Below are 20007 nucleotides of genomic sequence, written 5' to 3'. Positions count from 1 at the left end.
CCGACGATGAACAGGTCCAGCAGGACAGCCGCCGCGGGGCTCGCCGCGGCCGGGATGGTCGCGGGAGCGTGGATGGTCTCCGGGCCGCCCGCCGCGGCCGACGAGGACGCCCGCTCCGCCCGCGGGCGGGTGCTGTGGGGCGCGGTGACCATCCCGCCCGGGCAGGAGGCCGTGATCGAGATCGCCGGCGTCACCGCGACGCCCCCGGGCGACGGCTTCACCCTCACCCTGACCGCACCCGACGGGACCCGGGTGACCGGGCTGCCGCTGGACGGCTCCGGCTACACCGGCATCCTGGCCCCCTCCGGCCGCTCCGCCTCGTACACGGCCGGCAGCGGTGCCGCCGCCGGTGCCGCCCCCGGCGGCGACGCCGCGGCCGGTGCCAGTGCCTCGGCCCCGGTGCCGGCCGAGGGGGCGTCGCAGGAGCGGACGTTCCCCTTCGTCCTCGCGGTGCCCCGGGACGCCCGGCCCGGCAGCACGCCCGGCGGCTGCACCCTGCGGCTCACCGACGCGCGCGGCGTGACCCGGGCGGCGGGCGGCTGCCGGGTCACGGTGGGCCTGGGCGAGCCGACGCTGACCCGGCCGGAGTCCGGCGTACCGCTCGACGCCCGGCCGGAGATCGCCGGCACCGCACATCCGGGCGCGCAGGTCACCGTCCTGGACGGCGACGACACCGAGGTGTGCAGCGCCACCGCCGGACCGGACGGTCTGTGGACGTGCACCCCCGGCCTGCCGCTGGCGCCGGGCGGCCACCGGCTCCAGGCCGCCGCCACGCTCAACGGGGTGAGCGCGGACAGCCAGCAGATCGCCGTCACCGTCGGGGCCGCCGAGACGCAGGCGTCTCCGGCGCCGCCGCCCAGGGGCTGACCGGGACGCGGCGACGCGACGGCGGACGTGCGTCCACCGTGCGCCGACGGTCACACGGGTGCCCTCACACGTGTCCGGGACCTCCGCTGCCGAAGCCGCCGCTGGAGCCGGGGCTCCAGCGCCGTGGGGTCTGGTCCTTGCCCGTTCTCGTCGGGGCGCGGTGGAACTCGTGGGGCATGATGCGTTCGCCGTCCTGCGAGCGGGGGACCTCGTCGGGCTCCCTCATCTCCCGCGTCTCACGGACCGCGCCGCCGTCCGGCAGCCTCGGCTGCTCCTCCGGACGCGGACGGTGCTCCTCCGTGTCCATGACCCGCATGCCCACCCGTACGGCCCAGATCAGCGCACCGGCCACCACCAGCCCGCCGATGAAGGCCGCGACCACGTTCAGTACGTCCTGGCCTGCGGCCAGGACCTCATACGTTGCCGTGCTCATGCTCCGAGTATGGACCGGAACAAGGGATAAAGCGCTCGGAAGCGCTGTTATCGGGCAGAGGGGGCGGCTCGGGACCGGCCCCGGGTGCGCCCGCGCCCGTTCGGCCGCTCCGGCGGGCGGCGGGCCCGGGGTCGTGACAGATTGCGGCCGGAGGAGGCCGGGCCGGGCCGTCGCGTCCCCACGTGTGCAGCTCGGGGCCCGGCCCTGCCTCCCCGCCTGCCTCCCCGCATGCCTCCCCGCATGCCTCCCCGCATGCCTCCCCTCGGGGCGGCCAGGGGCGGCCAGGGGCGGCCACGGGCGGGACGCCGGCGAGCGAGCCGAGCGGGGACGGCCGCACCCTGCCCCTCCCGGCTGGACAGTGCGGCGGGCGTGGCCCCCCGCGGTGAACGACGCCCCTTCCCGCGCCCCCGGCTGCCACGCCGCCCGGTTCCCGCTCGTCCGGGGCCCGCCGTGCTCCCCCGGACCGCCCGGAGCAGGCAAGCCCCGGCAGCTAGCAGCCGGGCCTGCCGGGCTTGCCCCCGACCGGAGCAGTCGGAGCCCCGGCCGGAGCAACGCCGGGCAACCGGCAACGGCCCCGCCCTCGCGCGCGCCGTCGCGTCGGCGGACGTCCGCCGGACCGCTCCCGGGGGTGACACCTGCCTTCGGCGAGACAGATTTTCCTGTCGGGTGACTAGAATTCCGGTGCGGGGAACACGTCCCCGTGGTGGACCGTGGTCTGAGAGCGGTCCGCAGGAAGGTGGGTATGCCCTCGGACAGTCAGCCGTACTCCGACGCGGACCCGTCGGACGCGGGTCGTCTTCCCGTCGCCGACCGGCTCGACGACGATCATTTCCCGGCCTACACCATGGGCAGGGCCGCGGAACTGGTCGGCGCCACCCCGGCGTTCCTTCGCACGCTGGGCGAGGCGGGACTGATCACCCCGACCCGGTCGGAGGGCGGGCACCGGCGCTTCTCGCGCCACCAGCTGAAGCTGGCCGCCCGGGCCCGTGAGCTGGTCGACCGGGGGACGCCGGTCGACGCCGCGTGCCGCATCATCAGCCTGGAGGAGCAGCTGGAGGCGGCGGAGGAGGCCAACGCGCGCCTGCGGCGGACGGACGACAGGACCGTTCACGGCCGCTCCTGAAAATCTGCTTCCGCCGGAACAGAAATACGCCTCCCGCGGGCGCCACCTATTCTCCCAAACGCATCCGGCGCAATTTTTTCCGGTGACTTATATCGCTTGCCGCCGAAATCCCGCGTGCTAGGCTGACGTCAGTTGCAGTTGTGGTTGCCAGTTTGCCACCGGTTCTCCGGGCAGGTGATCATCGCGACGATGAGGGAATTCGTAAAGTGCGTTTTCCCGGCACTGTCTCAGGAGTATTGATATGGCCACCGGTACGGTGAAGTGGTTCAACTCGGAAAAGGGCTTCGGCTTCATCGAGCAGGACGGCGGCGGCGCTGACGTCTTCGCCCACTACTCGAACATCGCCACCTCGGGCTTCCGCGAGCTCCAGGAAGGCCAGAAGGTGACCTTCGACGTCACCCAGGGCCAGAAGGGCCCGCAGGCGGAGAACATCGTTCCTGCCTGATCCGTGACGCGTACTTCGGTACGCACGCACGCAGGGTTTTCGACAGGGGCCCGCACTTCGGTGCGGGCCCCTGTCGCGTTGTCTCCCCGTGAGGGAATGCGGCGTGCGGCGGGCACCGCGCGCCGCGGGGCGGCTCAGTCCTGCTTCGGGGCGGCCTGCTGGACCACTTCGAAGGACCAGAGCGTCGCGTCGGTGGCCGCCGGCTTCGGCCGCTCGGCGGGCGCCCCGTCACCGCCGTGGGCGGACTGACCGCGCCCGGCCATCCAGCGCTGGAAGTCCTCCTCGGTGCGCCAGCGGGTGTAGACGAGGTAGGTGTCGGTGCCCTCGACCGGACGCAGCAGCTCGAACCATTCGAAGCCGTCCGAGCTCTCGACCGCGCCCGCCCGCGCGGCGAACCGCTTCTCGAGCGTCTCCCGCTGGTCCTCCGGGACGGTGAGTACGTTGATTTTGACGATGCTCATGCACCGATTGTTCCGCAGCACCGGTTCCCGTTCACGGACGGGCTGTCCGGGGCGCCGCCCAGGCGGTCAGCCGAGGCAGATCACCAGCAGGCACAGCCGTCCGGAGGAGTCCCGCGCGTCGGACGATCCGGCCCCGGTGCCCGGAGAGGTGCCCTGGGCGCCGTCGCGGTCGGGGGCCGTGCCGCTGCCGCCGCTCTCCCCGCTGCCGCCGGACGCCGTACCGCCCGAGCCCGGTGCGGTCGTGGCGCCGGAGCCGCTGCCCTCCGCCCGCGAGGGGGCGGACGCGGAGCCCGCGGCGGACGGCGGTGAGGACGGGCGGCGTGCCGTGCCGGACGCGTCCGCGCCGGTGCCGCTCGCGGGCGGTGGGAGGGCGCCGTCCGGCGCGTCGGCCGACGGGGTGCCCGGGGTGGTCGCGGAGGTGCGGTCGGTGGTGCCGGTCCGGCGGTTGCCGTCCGAGGCGGAGGCGGAGCCCGACGTCGCGTCCGGGTCGGCGTTCGCGGCCGGGGGTCCCTGCGCCGGGCCGTCCGGCCCGGGGCCCCGGCTGCCGGGGGACGCCGAGGGAGCGGTCCCGTCGGCCGGTCCGTGGGCGCCGCCCATGCCGCTCGGGTCCGGTGCGCCGGCCGCCTGGGCCCGGTCGCCGGTGCCGCGCTCCATCGACGCGACGGTCAGCCCGCCGCCGACGAGCGCGATGGCCGTGGCGATCAGGGCACGGCGCTGGGTCCTCCGCCAGCGGGCCGACTGCCGCCGCCGTGCCGCGCGGCCGGTGGGACGGACGGAGACCGTCCCGGGCAGGCCGGCGTCGGGTGCGTCCCCGGCGGAGGGCGGGGAGGCAGGGGCGCGCGAGATGTGCGGGGGCGGTGCGGCGTGGGGGGACTGCCCCGGCTGGACGGACCGGCCGGCCCGGTGCGGCCCGCCCGCGGTGGCCGCTCCCGGGACGGCGCGGCCGTCGACGAGGCCGGGCGCTATGTCGGGGGCGTAGGCGCCGCAGCCGGGGCACACCAGCGCACCGTTCAGATGGCGGCGGCACGTGGAGCAGTAGTCCATCTGCTTCTTCCTGAATCGGAGCAGGGACCGTCACGCTAACGAGAGGCGGAGGCCGCCGTGTGCAGTCCCCGTGCCTTTCCTGCGCACATACTCCGCACGCGGTGGGGACATTGCGTGGGGGTATTCCGGTAACTCGCGAGTAGCTTTCCTGCCTTGAACAACGTTCAGTGCGGTGGCGGGAGTTGGGGGCCGGAAAACGATGCCGGATGGCCGGAAAAGGGAGGGTGTGCGCATACATCTCGGCCCGCGCGGATCGCCGTTGCGGGGCCGTTACAGTGCTTTCTTGACGCTGCCCGGTCATTCCGCGTCGGCTAGCCACTCACCTGGTCGCCCCGTCCCCCACTCCGCTCGGAAGGCACCTGATGTGAACCCCCGTACCACCCGCACCAGCGGAACCACCCGAACCATGCAGAGCACCGGCACCCGCTCGTCGGACGGCCCCGCCCGCACCGCCGGCAGGTTCGCGGCCGTCCGCCGTACCGTCCCGGTGCTGACGGCCGCCCTGTGCGCGCTGTCCCTGACCGCGTGCGGTGTCCTGGGCGCCGCCGACCCGGACGGCGACGCGGCACCGGCCCAGGACGGCGAGATGACCATCGGTCTGCTGCTGCCCGACAAGGACACCGCCCGGTTCGAGAAGTTCGACCGCCCCCTGATCGAGAAGCGCGTCGCCGAACTCACCGGCGGCCGGGGCGAGGTCGTGCACGCCAACGCAGAGGGCAGTTCCGCCAGGCAGAGCGAACAGTTCGGGAAGCTGATCGCCGACGAGGCCGACGTGATCCTGGTGAACGCGGTGGACGCCGAAGCGGTCGCGTCCGACGTGCGCAAGGCGGCCGACGCGGGCATTCCCGTCATCGCCTACGACCGGCTCGCCCAGGGGCCCGTCGACGCCTACGTCTCGCACGACAACGAACTCGTCGGCGAGGTGCAGGGGCGCGCACTGGCCGAGGCGCTGGGCCCGGGGTCGGAGAACCGCAAGGTCGTCATGATGCACGGTGCCCCCGCCGACCCGAACACGGCCCTGTTCAAGGCGGGCGCGCTCAGCGAACTGGAGGGCGAGGTCGACATCGCCGAGCAGTACGACACCCGCAAGTGGCTGCCGGAGGTCGCCAAGGAGAACATGCGCAAGGCGATCCGGAGCATCGGCGCCGACGGCATCGCCGGCGTCTACTCGGCCAACGACGGGATGGCCGGTGCCGTCATCGAGGCGCTCAAGGAGGCCGGGGTCTCCGAACTGCCCCCGGTGACCGGGCAGGACGCGGACCTCGCGGCGCTGCGGCGGATCGTCGCGGGCGAGCAGCACATGACCGTGTACAAGTCGTTCCGGCTGGAGGCGTACGGAGCCGCCGAGATGGCGGTGGCACGGGTGCGGGAACGGGACATCGAGTTCGACGCGCTGGCCCGGGAACGGGTGGACAGCCCCACCCGCAGGAACATCCCGACGATGCTCGTGCCGGTGGTCGCCGTGACCGAGGACAACATCGAGGACACGGTGGTCCAGGACGGCGTCTACTCCGTCAAGGACATCTGCACGGCGAAGTACGCCCAGGCGTGCGCCGCGGCCGGCCTGACCCCGTGACGGAACCGCCGGCGGCGGACCGCCCGGCGGGGGCGCGGAGGCACCGCGCCCCCGTCCGGCTCACTCGTCGGAGTACCCGATGTCGCCGACCGTCCAGGCGCTGACGTCGGCGAGGGCGACGCGGTACATCCCGCCGGTGTCCGGGATGCCGTAGCTGCCCTGGAGGATGCGGGCGAGGTGGAAGTGCAGGTGTGTGGGCGGGGCGTCCGGCTCGCGGGCCTGGGTGAAGGGGACGGCGAAGTGGCCCAGCCGGTCGGAGTCCCGCAGGACCTCCGCCACGCGCGTCCGCCACAGGGCCTCGGGGGCCAGTCGTCCGGTGATCACGGCCCCGGAGACGACCACGGTGAGGGACATCTGACTGTCCTGATCCGCTTCCACCATCGCAGCGATGCCGGCCAGCAGATCATCAGGGTGCGACATGCTGAAGGACTGTAGCCGAGCCGGGCCCGGACCGGGTACACGTCGTCGCCGGGCGGAGCCGTCCGCCCGGGGCGGGGCCCCAGTTCCGGCGGTTCCGGCGGGCGGCTGCGGCCGTGCCGGGCGGGTGTCCGGCGTCCCGCGCCGGACACCCGGGCGCCGCGGCGGCCGAGGGGTTCGCGCGCCGTCGGCGTTAGGATCCGGGCCATGGGCCTGACCGCGGACGACGTGAACCGGTTCGAGGCCGCCAGGCCCCGCCTGGAGGCCATCGCCTACCGCCTCCTCGGCTCGGCGAGCGAGGCCGAGGACGCCGTGCAGGAGACCTTCCTGCGCTGGCAGGCCGCCGACGTCGAACGGATCAGGATCCCCGAGGCCTGGCTGACCAAGGTTCTCACCCGCCTCTGCCTCAACCAGCTCACCTCCGCCCGCGCCCGGCGCGAGACCTACGTGGGCGCCTGGCTGCCCGAGCCGCTGCTCGCGGGCGACCCCATGCTCGGTCCCGCCGACACCGCGGAACAGCGCGATGCCGTCTCGTACGCGGTGCTCGTCCTGCTGGAACGGCTCTCCCCGAACGAGCGGGCGGTGTACGTGCTGCGCGAGGCGTTCGACTACCCGCATCGCGAGATCGCGGCGATCCTCGACCTCAGCGAGAGCGCCAGCCAGCAGATCCTGCACCGGGCGAAGGAACACGTCGCCGCGGGCAGGCGCCGCACGCCGGTCGACGAGGCGGCGGCCCGGCGGGTCCTCGACGAGTTCCTCGCCGCCGCCACCAGCGGCCGGACCGAACCGCTGGTGCGGCTGCTCACCCAGGACGCCGTCGCGGTCGGCGACGGCGGCGGCAAGGCGCCCGCCCGGGCCAAGGCGTTCGAGGGCGCGCTCGCGGTCGCCAAGCTCCTCAGGGGCCTGTTCGTGCCCTCCCGGGCCAAGCGGGCCGTGGTCGGCGGCTCGCCCGCGCTGTACGCCACGACCGCCAACGGCGAACCGGCCCTCCTGGCGGTCCTCGACGGGCGGGTGATCGGCGTCATGTGCCTGGAGATCACCTCCGAGGGGATCGCGGCCGTCCGCAGCCAGGTCAACCCGGACAAGCTGGAACGGGTGGCCCGGCAGTGGGCGGCCACCGAGCACGGCGAGCCGCTGCTCGCGAAGACCTTCTGACATCCGTCCTGTCGCGTGTGACGCACGTCACACACGCGACCTGTCAGGGAACGGCTCCGCACCCGGTTCAAGGGGCGAACCGACGAGTCCGCTCACGACAGGAGCAGGGATATGCAGCACCGCATCGTCGTCCTCGGAGCCGGATACACCGGAGCCAGCGCCGCCGGGCGCCTCGCGAGGCGACTGCACCGTGACGACGTCACCATCACCCTCGTCAACGCCGAGGCCGACTTCGTCGAACGCGTCCGTCTGCACCAGCTCGCGGCCGGCCAGGACCTCAGGCCCCGGCCGCTGCGCGACATGCTCGCGGGCACCGGGGTCGTCCTGAAGCAGGCGCGGGTCACCGGCATCGACGTCGACCGCAGGACCGTCACCGTCGTCGCGACCGGGTCCGCCGCCGGGTCCGGCACCGGCCTCGGTCCGGTGCCGGTGGACGGGGCCGGTCCCGAGGAGGAGCTGGAGTACGACACCCTCGTCCACGCCCTCGGCAGCGGCTGGGACGACCAGGGCGTCCCCGGCGTCGCCGCGCACGCGCACGAGATCGCGAGCCGCCCGGGCGCGCTGCGGCTGCGCCGGCGCCTGGCCGGGCTGGGGGCCGGGGACTGCGTGGTCGTCGTCGGGGGCGGCCTGACCGGGGTGGAGGCGGCCACCGAGATCGCCGAGGCCCGCCCGGACCTCGACGTCGCCCTCGCCACCCGCGGCACGCTCGGCGACTGGCTGTCCGACAGGGGACGGGCGCACCTGCGGAAGGTGTTCGCCGGGCTCGGCATCACCGTGCACGAGCACGCGTCCGTCACGGCCGTGGGCCCCGACCACGTCACCACCGCCGACGGGACCACCCTCCCGGCCGCGGTCACGGTGTGGACCACCGGCTTCGCCGTCCACCCGATCGCACGGGCCACCTCCCTGGAGGTCGGCGACACCGGCCAGATCGTCGTCGACGGCACCCTGCGCTCGGTCTCCCACCCGGACGTGTACGCCGTCGGCGACTCCGCCCTGGTGAGCGGCCCCGGTGACAAGCCGCTGCGGATGTCGTGCGCGTCCGGTGTCCCCACCGCGTGGCAGGCCGCCGACGCGATCGCCGCCCGCCTGACCGGCGGCAAGCTGCCCCACGTGCCGATGCGCTACTTCAACCAGTGCATCTCGCTGGGCCGCAAGGAGGGCCTCATCCAGTACGTCACCGCCGACGACCGCGCCGTCCGCGCGGCCCTGACCGGGCGGCTCGCCGCCGTCTACAAGGAACTGGTCAACAGGGGCGCCGCCTGGGGCGTCGCCAACCCGCTGCTCGGCATGCCGGTCCGGCGCCGCCGCGTGGTGCGGGACCCGGCGCGCCCGGAGGACCCCGCCCTCCGCGAGGCGGCCTGAAAGTCCCCGCGCTCTCCGTGAGGCGGCCCGAGGACCGCCGGCCCGTGGGGCGGCCCGAGGGCCGTCCCCGGCGGTCCGCCGGCGGGGCGGGACGGGGCGGGAAGGCGGCGTGTACTCCCCGGGTCGTACGCGTTCGCCGCCCCGGGCTCCTACGGTGGCGCCGTGAGCCGTTCTGCCTCCCCGATCTCCCGGATCTCCCGGTACCGGTACCTCCTCCGCCCGGGCCGGCCGCTGCCGCCGCCGGTCGTGGACCTCCTGATCGCGGCGGTCGTCGCCGTGCTCACCGGTTCGGACGCCGCGGTCAACGATCCCGGTTACCGGCAGGCCGACATGGTGACCTGGCTGCTGTTCGCGGTGTCCGTCGGGGCGCTGCTGGTGCGCAGCCGGTATCCGGTCGCGGTCACGGTGGTCACCGGAGCGGCGTGCGCCGGGTGGGCGCTGTACGGGCACATCGGGGAACTGCTCAACCTGCCCGTCATGACCGCCCTGTACGCCGTCGCCGTGCAGGGGGACCGGAGGCGGACCGTGCGGACCGCCGTGGCCGCCGCCCTGGTCTCCGGTGCGGTGTCGCTGGTCGCGGGCATCGACGTGGCGCAGCCGCAGGGGGCACCCCTGCTGGAGATGCTGTGGCCGCTGGTGCCGCTGCTGCTGGGCGAGGCCGTGCGCGGGCGACGGGAGCTGATGCGCGAGTACGAGGACCGGGCCCAGCGGGCGGAGGCGGAACGGGAGCGTGAGGCGCGCCGCCGGGTGGAGCAGGAGCGGGTGCGGATCGCGCGTGAACTGCACGACGTGGTCGCCCACACCGTGTCGGCGATGACCGTGCAGGCCGGGCTGGCCCTGGACGCCTTCGACGCCCGCCCGGAGGTGGCGCGGGCGGCGATGCGGCAGGTGCGGGCGTCCGGGAAGGAGGCGGTGCACGAACTGCGCGCCACCGTCCGCGTGTTGCGGTCGGAGGGCGGAGACCTGACCGGCCCGGCGCCCCGGCTCGCGGAGCTGGCGGAGTTGGCGGAGCGGGTGCGCGGGACGGGTCTCGACGTGACACTGCGGGTGGCGGCCGGACCGCTGCCGCAGGTGGTGGAGCTGGCCGCCTACCGGATCGTGCAGGAGGCACTGACCAACGTGATCCGACACGCGGACGCGCGGCACACGACGGTGTCGGTGACCTCGGACGGGCACCGGCTGAGTGTGGAGGTCACCGACGACGGACGCCCCGCCCCGGCAGACGGCGGGGCCGGGGACGGCGCCGAGGCCGGGGGCGGCCCCCGGGCCGGGTACGGCACGACGCGTGACGACGCGCCGGGGGACGGCTTCGGTCTGATCGGGATGCGGGAACGGGCCGCCTCGGTCGGCGGGCGGCTGCTGGCGGGCCCGCTCCCGGGCGGGGGCTGGCGGGTGACGGCAGAGCTGCCCGTCGGGGCGCCCGCCGGACCGCGGGCCGAGGGCGGCCCCGAGGCTGACGGCGGTGTCGTGGCCGGTCCGGACACCGGGGGTGCCCCGTGATCCGGGTCCTGCTGGCGGACGACCAGACGGTGGTCCGGGCCGGGTTCCGCGCCCTGCTCGACCTGACCGACGACCTGGTCGTTGTCGCCGAGGCCGCGGACGGCGTGCAGGCCGTGGAACTGGCCCGCACGACGCACCCCGACGTGGTGCTCATGGACATCCGCATGCCGCGCGCCGACGGCCTGGAGGCCACCCGCCGCATCGGCGCCGACCGCGCGCTGGACGCCGTACGGGTGCTGGTGCTGACGACGTACGAGGCCGACGAGTACGTCTTCGAGGCGCTGCGCGCCGGGGCGGCCGGCTTCCTGCTGAAGGACATCGACCCCGACGACCTGCGCACCGCCATCCGCACCGTGTCCGCCGGGCGGAGCCTGCTCGCGCCCGCCGTCACCCGCCGGGTGATCGAGGAGTTCGCCCGGCTGAAGGCACCCGAGGTGCAGGCCCGCAGGCGGCTCGACCCGCTGACCGACCGCGAGCGCGAAGTCCTCGCCCTGGTCGGGCGCGGCCTGTCGAACGACGAGATCGGCGGCCGGCTGCTGATGTCCCCGCTGACGGCGAAGACACACGTCAGCAGGGTGATGGGCAAGCTGGGGGCGCGCGACAGGGCCCAGCTGGTGGTGACGGCGTACGAGACGGGACTGGTGCGCGCGGGGGAGGGCTGAGCCGCTCAGGGGCGGGGCCGTCCGGGGAGCGGGGCGGTCCGGGCCGGGCGGCATCCCTACTCCCGGCGGAGTACCCGCCGACTCCCGGTGGCAGATGTCCGGTTCGTCCGCCCTCCGTAGCGTCGGGCACATGATCGAAGCGCGAGAACTCACCAAACGCCATGGTGAGCGGACGGCCGTGGACCGGCTGTCGTTCACCGTCCACCCCGGCCGGGTGACCGGCTTCCTCGGCCCCAACGGCGCGGGCAAGTCGACCACCGTGCGCCTGATCCTCGGCCTCGACGCCCCGACCGCGGGCTCGGCCACCGTCGCGGGCCGCCGCTACGACCGTCTCGCCGCGCCGCTGCGCGAGGTCGGAGCCCTGCTCGACGCCCGCGCGGTGCACGGCGGCCGTACGGTGCGGGGACACCTGCTCGGTCTCGCCCGCTCGCACGGCCTGCCCGCGCGCCGGGTCGACGAGGTGCTGGGCACCGTCGGCCTGGAGGCGGCGGCGGACCGGCGGACCAAGGGGCTGTCGCTCGGCATGGCCCAGCGGCTCGGCATCGCCGCCGCCCTGCTCGGCGACCCCGGCGTGCTGATCCTCGACGAGCCGGTCAACGGCCTGGACACGGAGGGCATCCGCTGGATCCGCGGCCTGCTGACCTCACTGGCCGCCGAGGGCCGCACGGTGTTCCTGTCCAGCCATCTGATGAGCGAACTGGAACTGACCGCCGACCGGCTCGTCGTGATCGGCCGGGGACGGCTGCTGGCCGACACGGACATGCGGGACTTCATCGCGGCGCACTCGCCCGACTGGTCCCTGGTGCGCACGCCGGACGCGGAGTCCGGCCGGCTGCGCGGCCTGCTGGAGTCCCGGGGCGCCACGGTCGTCCCCCACTCCCCGCCGTATCCGACGGGAGGCGCCCCGGGGGAGGCGCACGGCGGCTGGCGGGTGACCGGGATGAGCGCGGCGGCGGTCGGCGAACTGGCCCGCGACCACGGTGTGGCCGTGCACGAACTCACCCCGTTCCGCTCGACGTTGGAGGAGATCTACACGGCGATGACGGGCGAGGCGGTCGAATACCGCGGCTCCGGCACGGGCGGCCCGACCGCTACGGGCGCCGACACCGACACGGACAGCGACACGAACAGCGACACGGACAGCGACACGGACACCGGCACGAACACCGACACGGAAACCGGCACGAACACCGGCACGAACACCGACACGCACAGCGACGCGAAGGAGCCGCGGCGATGAACCCGCACACGGGCACGGAGACGAGTACGGCGACGAGCATGACGACGGGCAGGAACGCGGGGAGTTGGGCGGGCGCGGCCACGAGCACCACCGCCGTCGCGGTCGCCTCCCCGCCCGGCTTCCGGGAGGCCCTGGCCTTCGAGTGGACCAAGTACGCCGGGCTGCGTTCCACGGTGTGGACGACCCTCTCCGTGGCCCTGGTGACCGTGGTCGGCGCGGTGTTCGTGGGGCTGACCGACAGCCTGCAGCCCGACGACACCGTGCTCGGCGGCAGCCTCACGCTCAGCGTGGTCGGGCTGATGATCGCGGGCGTGGTGGGCGCGCTGACGGTGTGCGGGGAGTACAGCAGCGGGTCGATCGCCACGACGCTGGCCGCGGTGCCCCGGCGGGGACGGGTGCTGGCCGCCAAGGCCGTACTGCTCGCCGGGGTGCTGTTCGTCGTCGGGCTGGTCTCGTGCACGGTCGCGTACCTGCTGGGGGACGCCGTCCTCGACGGCTCGCACGCCCAGGGAAAGCCGCTGCCGGCGCTGTTCGGCATCGGGGCGCTGTTCGCGGTGGTGGGCGTGCTGGGCCTGGCCATCGGCACCGTCGTACGGCATGCCGCCGGCGCGGTGACCGCCGTGGTGGGCCTCCTGCTGCTGCCGTCGCTGTTCGGGCCGCTCCTCGGCGACCTCCAGCGGTGGGTCGTCGGGGCCACCCCGACGGCGGCCCTGGAGAAGCTCACGCAGACGTCCGACGCCGGGCCGGAGGTCGTCGGCAGCCTGGGCGCCTGGCCGTCGCTGGCCCTGGTGACCGCCTACACGGCGGTGGCGGTGGCCGGGGCGGCGTGCGTGCTGCGGCGGCGCGACGCCTGACCCGGCCTGATCACGGCCCGGTCACGAGAGGGGAACCGTGGACGTCCGTACGGCACCCGGCGTGGGGAACCGCGGGGGGACCAGGCACACTCTGGCTCAGTAGGACCCATATGCCGGAAGGACGGATGACGTGATCACGCTCACCAAGGAAGACGGTCCCGCGGACCTGGACGGAGTGACCCACCTGTCCCTCGGAGTGTCCTGGGACCCCACGGCCGGCAGCAGCGGCGGAGTGATGGGCGTGCTGCGCCGCAAGGCCGGCACCGACCTCGACCTCATCGCGATCGCCATGCAGGGCGGGGACCCGGTGCGGCTGGCCGGTCTCGACTCGCTGGACCCCATGGGTAACGGTTCCCTCAAGCACAGCGGCGACAACCAGACCGGCCGCGGCGACGGTGACGACGAGACCGTCACCGTGGAGTTCGCCCGTATCCCCGGCAACATCACGTCGATCGTCTTCATCGCCGCCGCCTTCAAGAAGGGCAGCTCCTTCCAGAAGGCCCGCAACATCAGTTTCAAGGTCTACGACGCCTCCGGCGGCAGCTCGCAGCAGGTCGCCGACATCTGGCCCAGCCTGCTCACCAAGGACAACGCCTGCGCGGTCGCCAAGGCGGTCCGGGTCGGCGGCTCGTGGAAGCTGGAAGTGATCAACACGACGGGGAAGGTCAAGCAGGGCGACGAGCACGCCCTGATGAGCTTCGCGGCCAGCAAGTGACGCACGCGGCTCCGCCGGGTGCCGCTCACGGCTCCGCCGGAAGCCGCGGGGAGCGGCGCGCGCGGAGCCGCCGCCCGCGATCACCGGCCGCACGGGGGTGTGGATGAGCCAGGTGCTGTACGGCGAGCAGTCGTGGAATCCGCTGGCGCGGACCGTGGAGCTCGCCGAGGACCGGCTGAGGGTGGGCCGCCGGACGACCCCGCTCGGGGAACTGCACCTCGCGGCCATGGCCGAGGCGTTCCTGAGGGGCCGGTGGCTCGGGGGCGGCGGTGCGGAACGCCCGCTGCACCTGCTGCCGGAGGGCCCCGGCGTTGTACCGGTCACGCGGGTCACCGGCACCACCCGGCCGGTGAGGACCCGGAAGGCCGCCGCGTTCGCCCGCCTGCTGGGTGAGCTGGCGGTACGCCACAGCGGCGGCCCCGCGCAGGTGGCCGCCCTGGCCGACCGCGCCCGCGCGGAGGGCGTGCCGCTGTGGATCGCACGGCGTTTCGCACCCGGCCCCGCCGGCCCGGTCACCGTGGCCGTGGACCGTCGCCTGGTCCGCGCGGACGTGTGGGGGCCCCGGGCACCGGTGGTGCGCCTGCGGGCACCGGGCGGCTACGACTCCCGCGACAGGTCACCGTCGAGGGGCCTGCACGTGACGGTGGGGGAGGCGGCGGCGGAACTCGTCCTCAAGGACGCGATGCGCCGCAGCAGACGGCGGGTGGAGGTCCGGATCCCCGGCCGGGCCTGGGCGGTGACGCGGGAGAGCGCCGTCACGTCGCTCGTGCGGTGCGACGACCGGCCCGTCGCGGTGCTGTCCCGTCCCGCGTCCTCCCGCCCGGTGCCGGACCCCGGCGCGCTCCTGCTGCCGCTGACCCCGGTGCGCCTGGAGGGCGGTGACCCGCTGGACGCCGTGATGGCCCACTTCTTCGCCGTGGCCTTCGGCATCGGAGACACCACCGGCTCGCCCCGCTTCCGCTCCCGCCGCCCGCCCACGGCACCGGCCGTCGCCGGTGAACCGGTCGGCTCCGACCTGGACTGGGGCCGCCCGTGGTTCACCAACCTCGGCAGCGGCAGCGAGGACAACGAGCCGGGCGGGAGCGACGGCTGGGGGTCGGACGGCGGCGACGGCGGCAGCGGGAGCGACGGCGGCACGGACTCCGGTGGCGGCGACGGAGGCGGGGGCGGCGGGGGCGACTAGGGGGCGACTCCCCCCTAGGAGCGGCCCCCCTGCGCGGTCGTCGGGCCGGAGGACGACGGCCGTGTGGGACCAGGGGCAGAGAACCTGTAACCCAGGTAAGAGACGGGAATCCCCCTCCAGCCGGAGTCGCCCCCGGCACCCGCGGCCATAGTTTTGACGGGCCATGAATCCCGAGCCGAAGCCCGCCCGCCCCGCCGCGACGTCAGCGGGTCCGGAGTCCACCGGAACCCCCGACAGCGCCCCGGGCACCGCAGCCGACCCCGCCGTCGGTCCCGTCCCTGACCCGGCCGCCGAGCCGGCCCCCCTCGGTGGCCGGGAGCCCGTCGCCGAGCCCGCCTTCGATCCGTCCACCGGGGAGCCCCGGCCGTCCCTTCCGCCGCCCCTGGTGCCGTCCTTTCTGCCGTCTCTGCTGCCGTCCGTGGTGACGTCCCTGCCGGGCCGGGTCCGCGACCGGCTGCTCCCGGCGCTGCTGTTCTGCGCCCAGGCGGTGGTGTGGCCCGGCGCGGCGCTGCTCGGCGGTACGGTGCCGTCCGCGTCGGCGCTGCTCGTCGCCGTTCTGGCCGGCGGAGTGGTGACGGCCGCGCTCGCCCTGCGCCGCAGCCGGCCGGTGGTCGCGCTCGTCGTGGTCGCCGCCGCCTGTGCCCTCGGCGCCGGGCCGCTGCCCGCCGGGGCGACGGTGGTCCTCGGCAGCGCCGGGGTCGCGCTGGCCCTCTTCGCGGTGGCGGCCGGACGCGACACGTTCACCGCCGTGCTGAGCGTCGTCACGCTCGCCGTCTGGCAACTGCTGTACGGGGTGAGCCTGCACCGCATCAGCGACCGCAACGGCCTCGACCTCGTCCTGACGGCGCTGCTGTACGCCGCCGCCTGCGGTGCCGGCCTGCTGGTACGGCGCAGGCGCCGGGCGCGCCGGGCGGCCGAACGTCGGCTGACCCGCGCCGAAGCCGAACGCCACCGGCTCCCGGCAGCCGAACGGCGCCGTATGGAGCGGGAGTTGCACGACGTCAGCGCGCACCACCTCACGGCCGTGGTGGTCACCGCGGGCGCCGCCCTCGGACTGCGCGAGCGGCGGCCCGAACTCGCCCGGGAAGCACTGGACTTCGCCGCCGAGACCGGACGCGAGGTCACCCGCGCGCTCGGTGCGGTGCGGGCGCCGGCACCGTCCCGTGAGGACGCCCCCTCTCCCGAGGAGCGGCTGCTGGAGCTGGTCGCCGGGTTCCGGCGCCTGGGCCAGGAGGTCGACTGCACGATCGACCCGCTGCCCGACGGTGCCCTCGCGGACGCCGCGTACGGCATCGTGCGCGAGGCGCTGACCAACGTGGCCCGCTACGCCCCCGGCGCGCGGACGACCGTACGGGTCCGCTACGGCGACACCGGTACGGACGTCGTGGTGACGAGTACCGCGCCCCCGGCCGGCGTGACGGCCCACGGTGCGGGGCTCGGCGGCGGTCGCGGCCAGGGGTTCCTGAGGGCGCGGGCGCGGGAGGCGGGCGGCACGCTGTCCACCGGCCCCACGGCGGACGGCGGGTGGGAGGTGCGCGCGGCCCTGCCCGGACGGACCGACGCCGTGGCGGAACGCTCCGTTCCGCGCGAGTACCGGGCGGCGCAGCTCACGGTTGCCGGAGGCCTGCTCGTCCAGCCCCTGCTGCCGGTGCTGGTGATCCGCGCGGAGGACGTGCCGAGCGGGGCGGGGATCTCCGCGGGCCTGCTGTTCGCGCTGCTCGCCGCCGCCCAGTCGGTGGCGCTGCTGTGGCTGCGCCGCGCACCCCGCGCTGCCCTCGGCGCGCTGTCGGCGCTCGCACTGCTCTGGCCGGTGGCGATGGCCACCGGCCACTACACCGGCCCGGTGGTGCTGCCCCTGGCCGTGAGCCTGCTGCCCACCTGCGTGGCGCTCGCCGCGCGGGCGGCGGACGCGGCCCGTGGGGCGGCCGGCGGGGGGACACCCGGGGCGGTGCGGGTCGCGGACACCCCGCTGCCGAGGTCCGCGACGCCTGCCGCGCCCGCCAGGATCGGCGGGAGGACCGGGCGGACGGGCCCGGTGGCGGCCGTGGCCGCGCACACGGCGGCGGTGGCGGCTGTCACCGCGCACACGGCGGCGGCGGTGGTGGCGGTCCTGGACCGGGGCACCGCGCCGGTCCGGGACGCCCTCCCGGTCACCCGGGACCTCCCCGCCCCCGTCCTGGTCGCCCTCGTCGCCCTCGCCGCGGCGGTGCTGGTCGCCCTGCCGGTCACCGGGGCGCTCCGGGCCGGCGCCGCACACGGACGGCGCGACCGGGCCGAGCGCGGCCACCGGGAGGAGCGTCTCGCCGGCTGGACGGAGGAGGCCGTCCGTGACGCGTGGGCCGAACGCAGCCGCATCGCCGCCGGACTGGAGACCACCGTCTTCTCCCGCACCGCCGACATGATCACCGAGGCGGAGGCGGGCCGGCTGGAGGAGACCGTCGAGCGGGCCCGCGAGGCCCTCGCCGCGATGCGCGCCCTGCTCGACACGGTCCGGCAGGACGAGACCGGACGGGACCTTCGCCCCCAGCCGACCCTCCAGGCCCTCGACCTGCTCGCCCAGCAGCTCCGGGCCACCGGTCGCGACGTCGGCATTCGGCTGGCGGAGCGCGTGCCCGCACGCCTGCCCACGGCCGTCGACCTGACCGCCTACCACGTCGCCGAGACCCTGCTCGCGGCCGGCGGGGAGGAGCAGGAGGAACCCGCCCTGCTCGACATCGACGCGGACGAGCACGCGTTGACGCTCACGGCCACGGGCATGCCCGCCGTCGCGGACGCGGCCGTACGGGACCGCCTGTCCCCCCGGGTCTCCGCGCTCGGCGGCACACTGAGCAGCGGCCCGCCGGGGACCGTCCGCGTCCGGCTGCCCCTGACGACCGCGGCGGACGAGGAGAAGGGGGAGCGATGAGCCTCAAGGTGCTGGTCGTCGACGACCAGGGCATCGTGCGGGCGGGGTTCGCCGCCGTCATCGACGCCGAGGACGACATGACGGTCGTCGGAGAGGCCGCCAACGGCGCCGCCGCGGTACGGCTCACCGAGGAACTCGCCCCGGACGTGGTCGTCATGGACGTCCGCATGCCCGAACTGGACGGCATCGCCGCCACCCGCATCATCACCGGACGGGAGAACGCGCCCAAGATCCTCGTCCTGACCACCTTCGACCTCGACGCCTACGTCTTCGACGCCCTGCGCGCCGGCGCCTCGGGATTCCTGCTCAAGGACGTCCACCCCGCCGAACTGCTCCAGGGGATCCGGGTGGTGGCGTCCGGCGAGAGCGTGCTGGCCCCGTCCGCCACCCGCAGACTCATCGGCCACTACGCCTCCGGACCGTCCGCCGCGGCACCGGTGGGCAGCACACCCGACCTCGACCGGCTCACCGGCAGTCAGCGCACCGTCCTGACCCTCGTCGCCTCCGGCCTCACCAACGCGGAGATCGCCGAGCACCTCGGCATCACGGTCGGCACCGTGAAATCGCACGTCAACGCGGTGCTTCGCAAGCTCGGCCTGCGGGACCGCGTGCAGGCCACGATCCTCGCCTACGACCTCGGCCTCACCCGCCCCAACCCACCCGGCGCCCATCTCTGAGCGCCTGATCCGTCCCACCCACCCGGCGCGCACCTCTCGGCGCCGGATCCGTCCCACCCGCGCCCGTCTCCGAGCGCCTGACTCGACCCTCCCGGCGCTCGTCTCCGAGCGCCCGTCCACACCAGGAGCCCTCCCATGAACTTGCCCTCGTCCTCGTCCTCTTCCTCCCCTTCTTCCTCCGCTTCTTCGTCCTCTGCTTCGGCTTCTGCTTCGCCGGCGCCGGGCCGCCCGCCGCTGCACCGCCGATTCGTCGGCCACGTCGGAGTCGTGGGCGTGGCCTACCTCGTGGTCTGTGTCGTCCTGCTGGTGTGGGCGGTCGTGGTGAGCGCGACCGACGACTCGGGCGAGTCCATGGCGGGCGTGATACCGCTCCTCGCCACGGCTCCCGGCAGCTTCGTCGTCCTGTTCCTCCCCGACCACGTGGCCTCGGCCTTCGTCGCCTGCGCCCTCGGCGCGGGAATGAACGCCGCGGTCATCGGCTGGTGCACCCGCGCGCTGCGCCGTGGCAGCGCCGGGCAGCGGTAGGCGTCGACAGGGGATGGCCCGGGCGTGGGTCGGCCGCGGGGCGCTCGGCTGGCCGGATCGGTCGCGGGGTGGTGGTCGGGGGCAGGGGCGGGACGTCGCACCGGCCGCAACGGCCGGGCAGACGCCTGTGGCCTTCCTTCCCCCGACCTCCGAGAGCCGCACCAGCGACCTCCGGGAGCCGCACGAGGTGACGCCGGCCGTCCCGCCCCAGGAAGCGCCCAGAACGGTATTGACCTGCACAGATACCCTGTGCTTCGCTCAGCGCGAGCGGGTGGGGCGACGGAGCCTTCGACGGAGCCTCCGACGGCGGCGCCGACCGCCCGCGGTGGACATCCACGGCACGGACGGCGTGCGGGGGCGGACCGAGGGGGACGAACGTGGGCGGGGCGACGAGAGCCGCACCGGTCGGCAGCGACCGGGACGCGGTGGAACGGCGGGAACCATGAGCACCCCACGCCGGCCGGCCCGCTGCGGAGCGGTGACACCGGCGGAACGGCCTTTACGGCACAGGCGCGCGCCGCTCCCCGCCCGCGGCCACGCCCCCGCTGACACCGGTCCCTAGGGCCCGGCAACCGGCACCGGCACCCGGACGCGGTGCCCGGCAAGCGGCCTCCGCCCCGGGGGTCCGCCCCCGGGTCCGCCGCGGGCCGTCCGACCACCGGCGTCCGAGGCCCGTCCCCGGGCAACCCCGGCCGTCCCGCGCCCGTCTTGTTTCGACGGACCGCCCTCACCCACGCGACGTCACGTCACGTCACGTGACGTGGCAGCACCTGACGTGACGCGGTGACGTGCGGTGACGTCAGGAGGGGACAGGGAGGCGGTTCAGCAGGAGAAGGCGGGAACGGGGCGGCCGGACGGGA

Annotated in this window: 19 protein-coding genes; 15 read left to right on the top strand and 4 right to left on the bottom strand. The window is 75.1% G+C overall.

Annotated features, from left to right (window positions below):
* The first annotated feature begins 6 nt into the window (after positions 1–6).
* Positions 7–867: a carboxypeptidase regulatory-like domain-containing protein gene (locus ACSU53_RS14740; RefSeq protein ID WP_437027976.1), complete on the top strand. Its 861-nt coding sequence runs from the start codon at positions 7–9 to the stop codon at positions 865–867.
* A gap of 64 nt (positions 868–931) precedes the next feature.
* On the opposite strand, the gene ACSU53_RS14735 is transcribed toward ACSU53_RS14740, so the two are convergent.
* On the bottom strand, positions 932–1300 hold the full coding sequence (locus tag ACSU53_RS14735; RefSeq protein ID WP_437027975.1) for a DUF6479 family protein: 369 nt from the start codon (positions 1298–1300) through the stop codon (positions 932–934).
* Between the two features lie 742 nt (positions 1301–2042).
* Here ACSU53_RS14735 and ACSU53_RS14730 point away from each other — a divergent pair.
* Positions 2043–2423 (top strand): helix-turn-helix domain-containing protein, encoded by a 381-nt coding sequence (locus tag ACSU53_RS14730; protein ID WP_437027973.1) that lies wholly within the window; start codon positions 2043–2045, stop codon positions 2421–2423.
* A gap of 241 nt (positions 2424–2664) precedes the next feature.
* Positions 2665–2868 (top strand): cold-shock protein, encoded by a 204-nt coding sequence (locus ACSU53_RS14725; RefSeq protein ID WP_004985680.1) that lies wholly within the window; start codon positions 2665–2667, stop codon positions 2866–2868.
* Positions 2869–3002: 134 nt separating this feature from the next.
* On the opposite strand, the gene ACSU53_RS14720 is transcribed toward ACSU53_RS14725, so the two are convergent.
* The gene (locus tag ACSU53_RS14720) at positions 3003–3329 is read right to left on the bottom strand and encodes an antibiotic biosynthesis monooxygenase family protein (RefSeq protein WP_437027972.1); all 327 of its coding nucleotides are present in this window, start codon (positions 3327–3329) and stop codon (positions 3003–3005) included.
* A 66-nt stretch (positions 3330–3395) separates the two neighbouring features.
* The gene (locus ACSU53_RS14715; protein ID WP_437027970.1) at positions 3396–4373 is read right to left on the bottom strand and encodes an SCO2400 family protein; all 978 of its coding nucleotides are present in this window, start codon (positions 4371–4373) and stop codon (positions 3396–3398) included.
* 406 nt (positions 4374–4779) lie between these two features.
* Here ACSU53_RS14715 and ACSU53_RS14710 point away from each other — a divergent pair, with 406 nt between their 5' ends.
* A complete protein-coding gene (locus ACSU53_RS14710) occupies positions 4780–5949 on the top strand; it encodes a sugar ABC transporter substrate-binding protein (RefSeq protein WP_437027969.1) in 1170 nt (389 codons plus the stop codon).
* A 60-nt stretch (positions 5950–6009) separates the two neighbouring features.
* Here the strand turns inward: ACSU53_RS14710 and ACSU53_RS14705 are convergent, their stop codons facing one another.
* A complete protein-coding gene (locus ACSU53_RS14705) occupies positions 6010–6369 on the bottom strand; it encodes a hypothetical protein (RefSeq protein WP_437027967.1) in 360 nt (119 codons plus the stop codon).
* Between the two features lie 204 nt (positions 6370–6573).
* On the opposite strand from ACSU53_RS14705, the gene ACSU53_RS14700 reads away from it, so the two are divergent.
* The 11 genes from ACSU53_RS14700 to ACSU53_RS14650 all read left to right on the top strand — a co-directional run bounded on the left by ACSU53_RS14700 (position 6574) and on the right by ACSU53_RS14650 (position 19147).
* The gene (locus tag ACSU53_RS14700; RefSeq protein WP_437027965.1) at positions 6574–7521 is read left to right on the top strand and encodes an RNA polymerase sigma-70 factor; all 948 of its coding nucleotides are present in this window, start codon (positions 6574–6576) and stop codon (positions 7519–7521) included.
* A 111-nt stretch (positions 7522–7632) separates the two neighbouring features.
* Positions 7633–8886: an NAD(P)/FAD-dependent oxidoreductase gene (locus ACSU53_RS14695; protein ID WP_437027963.1), complete on the top strand. Its 1254-nt coding sequence runs from the start codon at positions 7633–7635 to the stop codon at positions 8884–8886.
* A 192-nt stretch (positions 8887–9078) separates the two neighbouring features.
* A complete protein-coding gene (locus ACSU53_RS14690; RefSeq protein ID WP_437033206.1) occupies positions 9079–10386 on the top strand; it encodes a sensor histidine kinase in 1308 nt (435 codons plus the stop codon).
* Positions 10383–11048 carry a response regulator gene (locus ACSU53_RS14685; RefSeq protein ID WP_437027961.1) on the top strand — a complete coding sequence of 222 codons (666 nt, stop codon included), beginning with the start codon at positions 10383–10385 and terminating at the stop codon, positions 11046–11048. Before ACSU53_RS14690 ends, ACSU53_RS14685 begins: the two co-directional genes overlap by 4 nt.
* Positions 11049–11178: 130 nt before the next feature.
* Entirely contained in the window at positions 11179–12288 is a 1110-nt protein-coding gene (locus ACSU53_RS14680; RefSeq protein WP_437027960.1) for an ATP-binding cassette domain-containing protein, read from the top strand.
* Positions 12285–13142 carry an ABC transporter permease subunit gene (locus ACSU53_RS14675; protein ID WP_437027959.1) on the top strand — a complete coding sequence of 286 codons (858 nt, stop codon included), beginning with the start codon at positions 12285–12287 and terminating at the stop codon, positions 13140–13142. The genes ACSU53_RS14680 and ACSU53_RS14675 overlap by 4 nt, the downstream gene beginning before the upstream one ends.
* 130 nt (positions 13143–13272) lie before the next feature.
* Positions 13273–13857, top strand: a complete 585-nt coding sequence (locus tag ACSU53_RS14670; RefSeq protein WP_362094322.1) for a TerD family protein — start codon at positions 13273–13275, stop codon at positions 13855–13857.
* Between the two features lie 103 nt (positions 13858–13960).
* Positions 13961–15040 (top strand): hypothetical protein, encoded by a 1080-nt coding sequence (locus ACSU53_RS14665; protein ID WP_437027957.1) that lies wholly within the window; start codon positions 13961–13963, stop codon positions 15038–15040.
* Between the two features lie 163 nt (positions 15041–15203).
* Entirely contained in the window at positions 15204–17945 is a 2742-nt protein-coding gene (locus ACSU53_RS14660) for a histidine kinase (protein WP_437027955.1), read from the top strand.
* The gene (locus tag ACSU53_RS14655) at positions 17942–18622 is read left to right on the top strand and encodes a response regulator (protein WP_437027953.1); all 681 of its coding nucleotides are present in this window, start codon (positions 17942–17944) and stop codon (positions 18620–18622) included. The genes ACSU53_RS14660 and ACSU53_RS14655 overlap by 4 nt, the downstream gene beginning before the upstream one ends.
* Before the next feature lie 273 nt (positions 18623–18895).
* A complete protein-coding gene (locus ACSU53_RS14650; protein WP_437027951.1) occupies positions 18896–19147 on the top strand; it encodes an SCO4225 family membrane protein in 252 nt (83 codons plus the stop codon).
* The last annotated feature ends 860 nt before the right edge of the window (positions 19148–20007 follow it).

Origin of the sequence: Streptomyces sp. enrichment culture (assembly GCF_964273255.1) — a bacterium.
Classification (GTDB): domain Bacteria; phylum Actinomycetota; class Actinomycetes; order Streptomycetales; family Streptomycetaceae; genus Streptomyces.
This window is presented reverse-complemented; position numbering and strand designations above follow the sequence as displayed.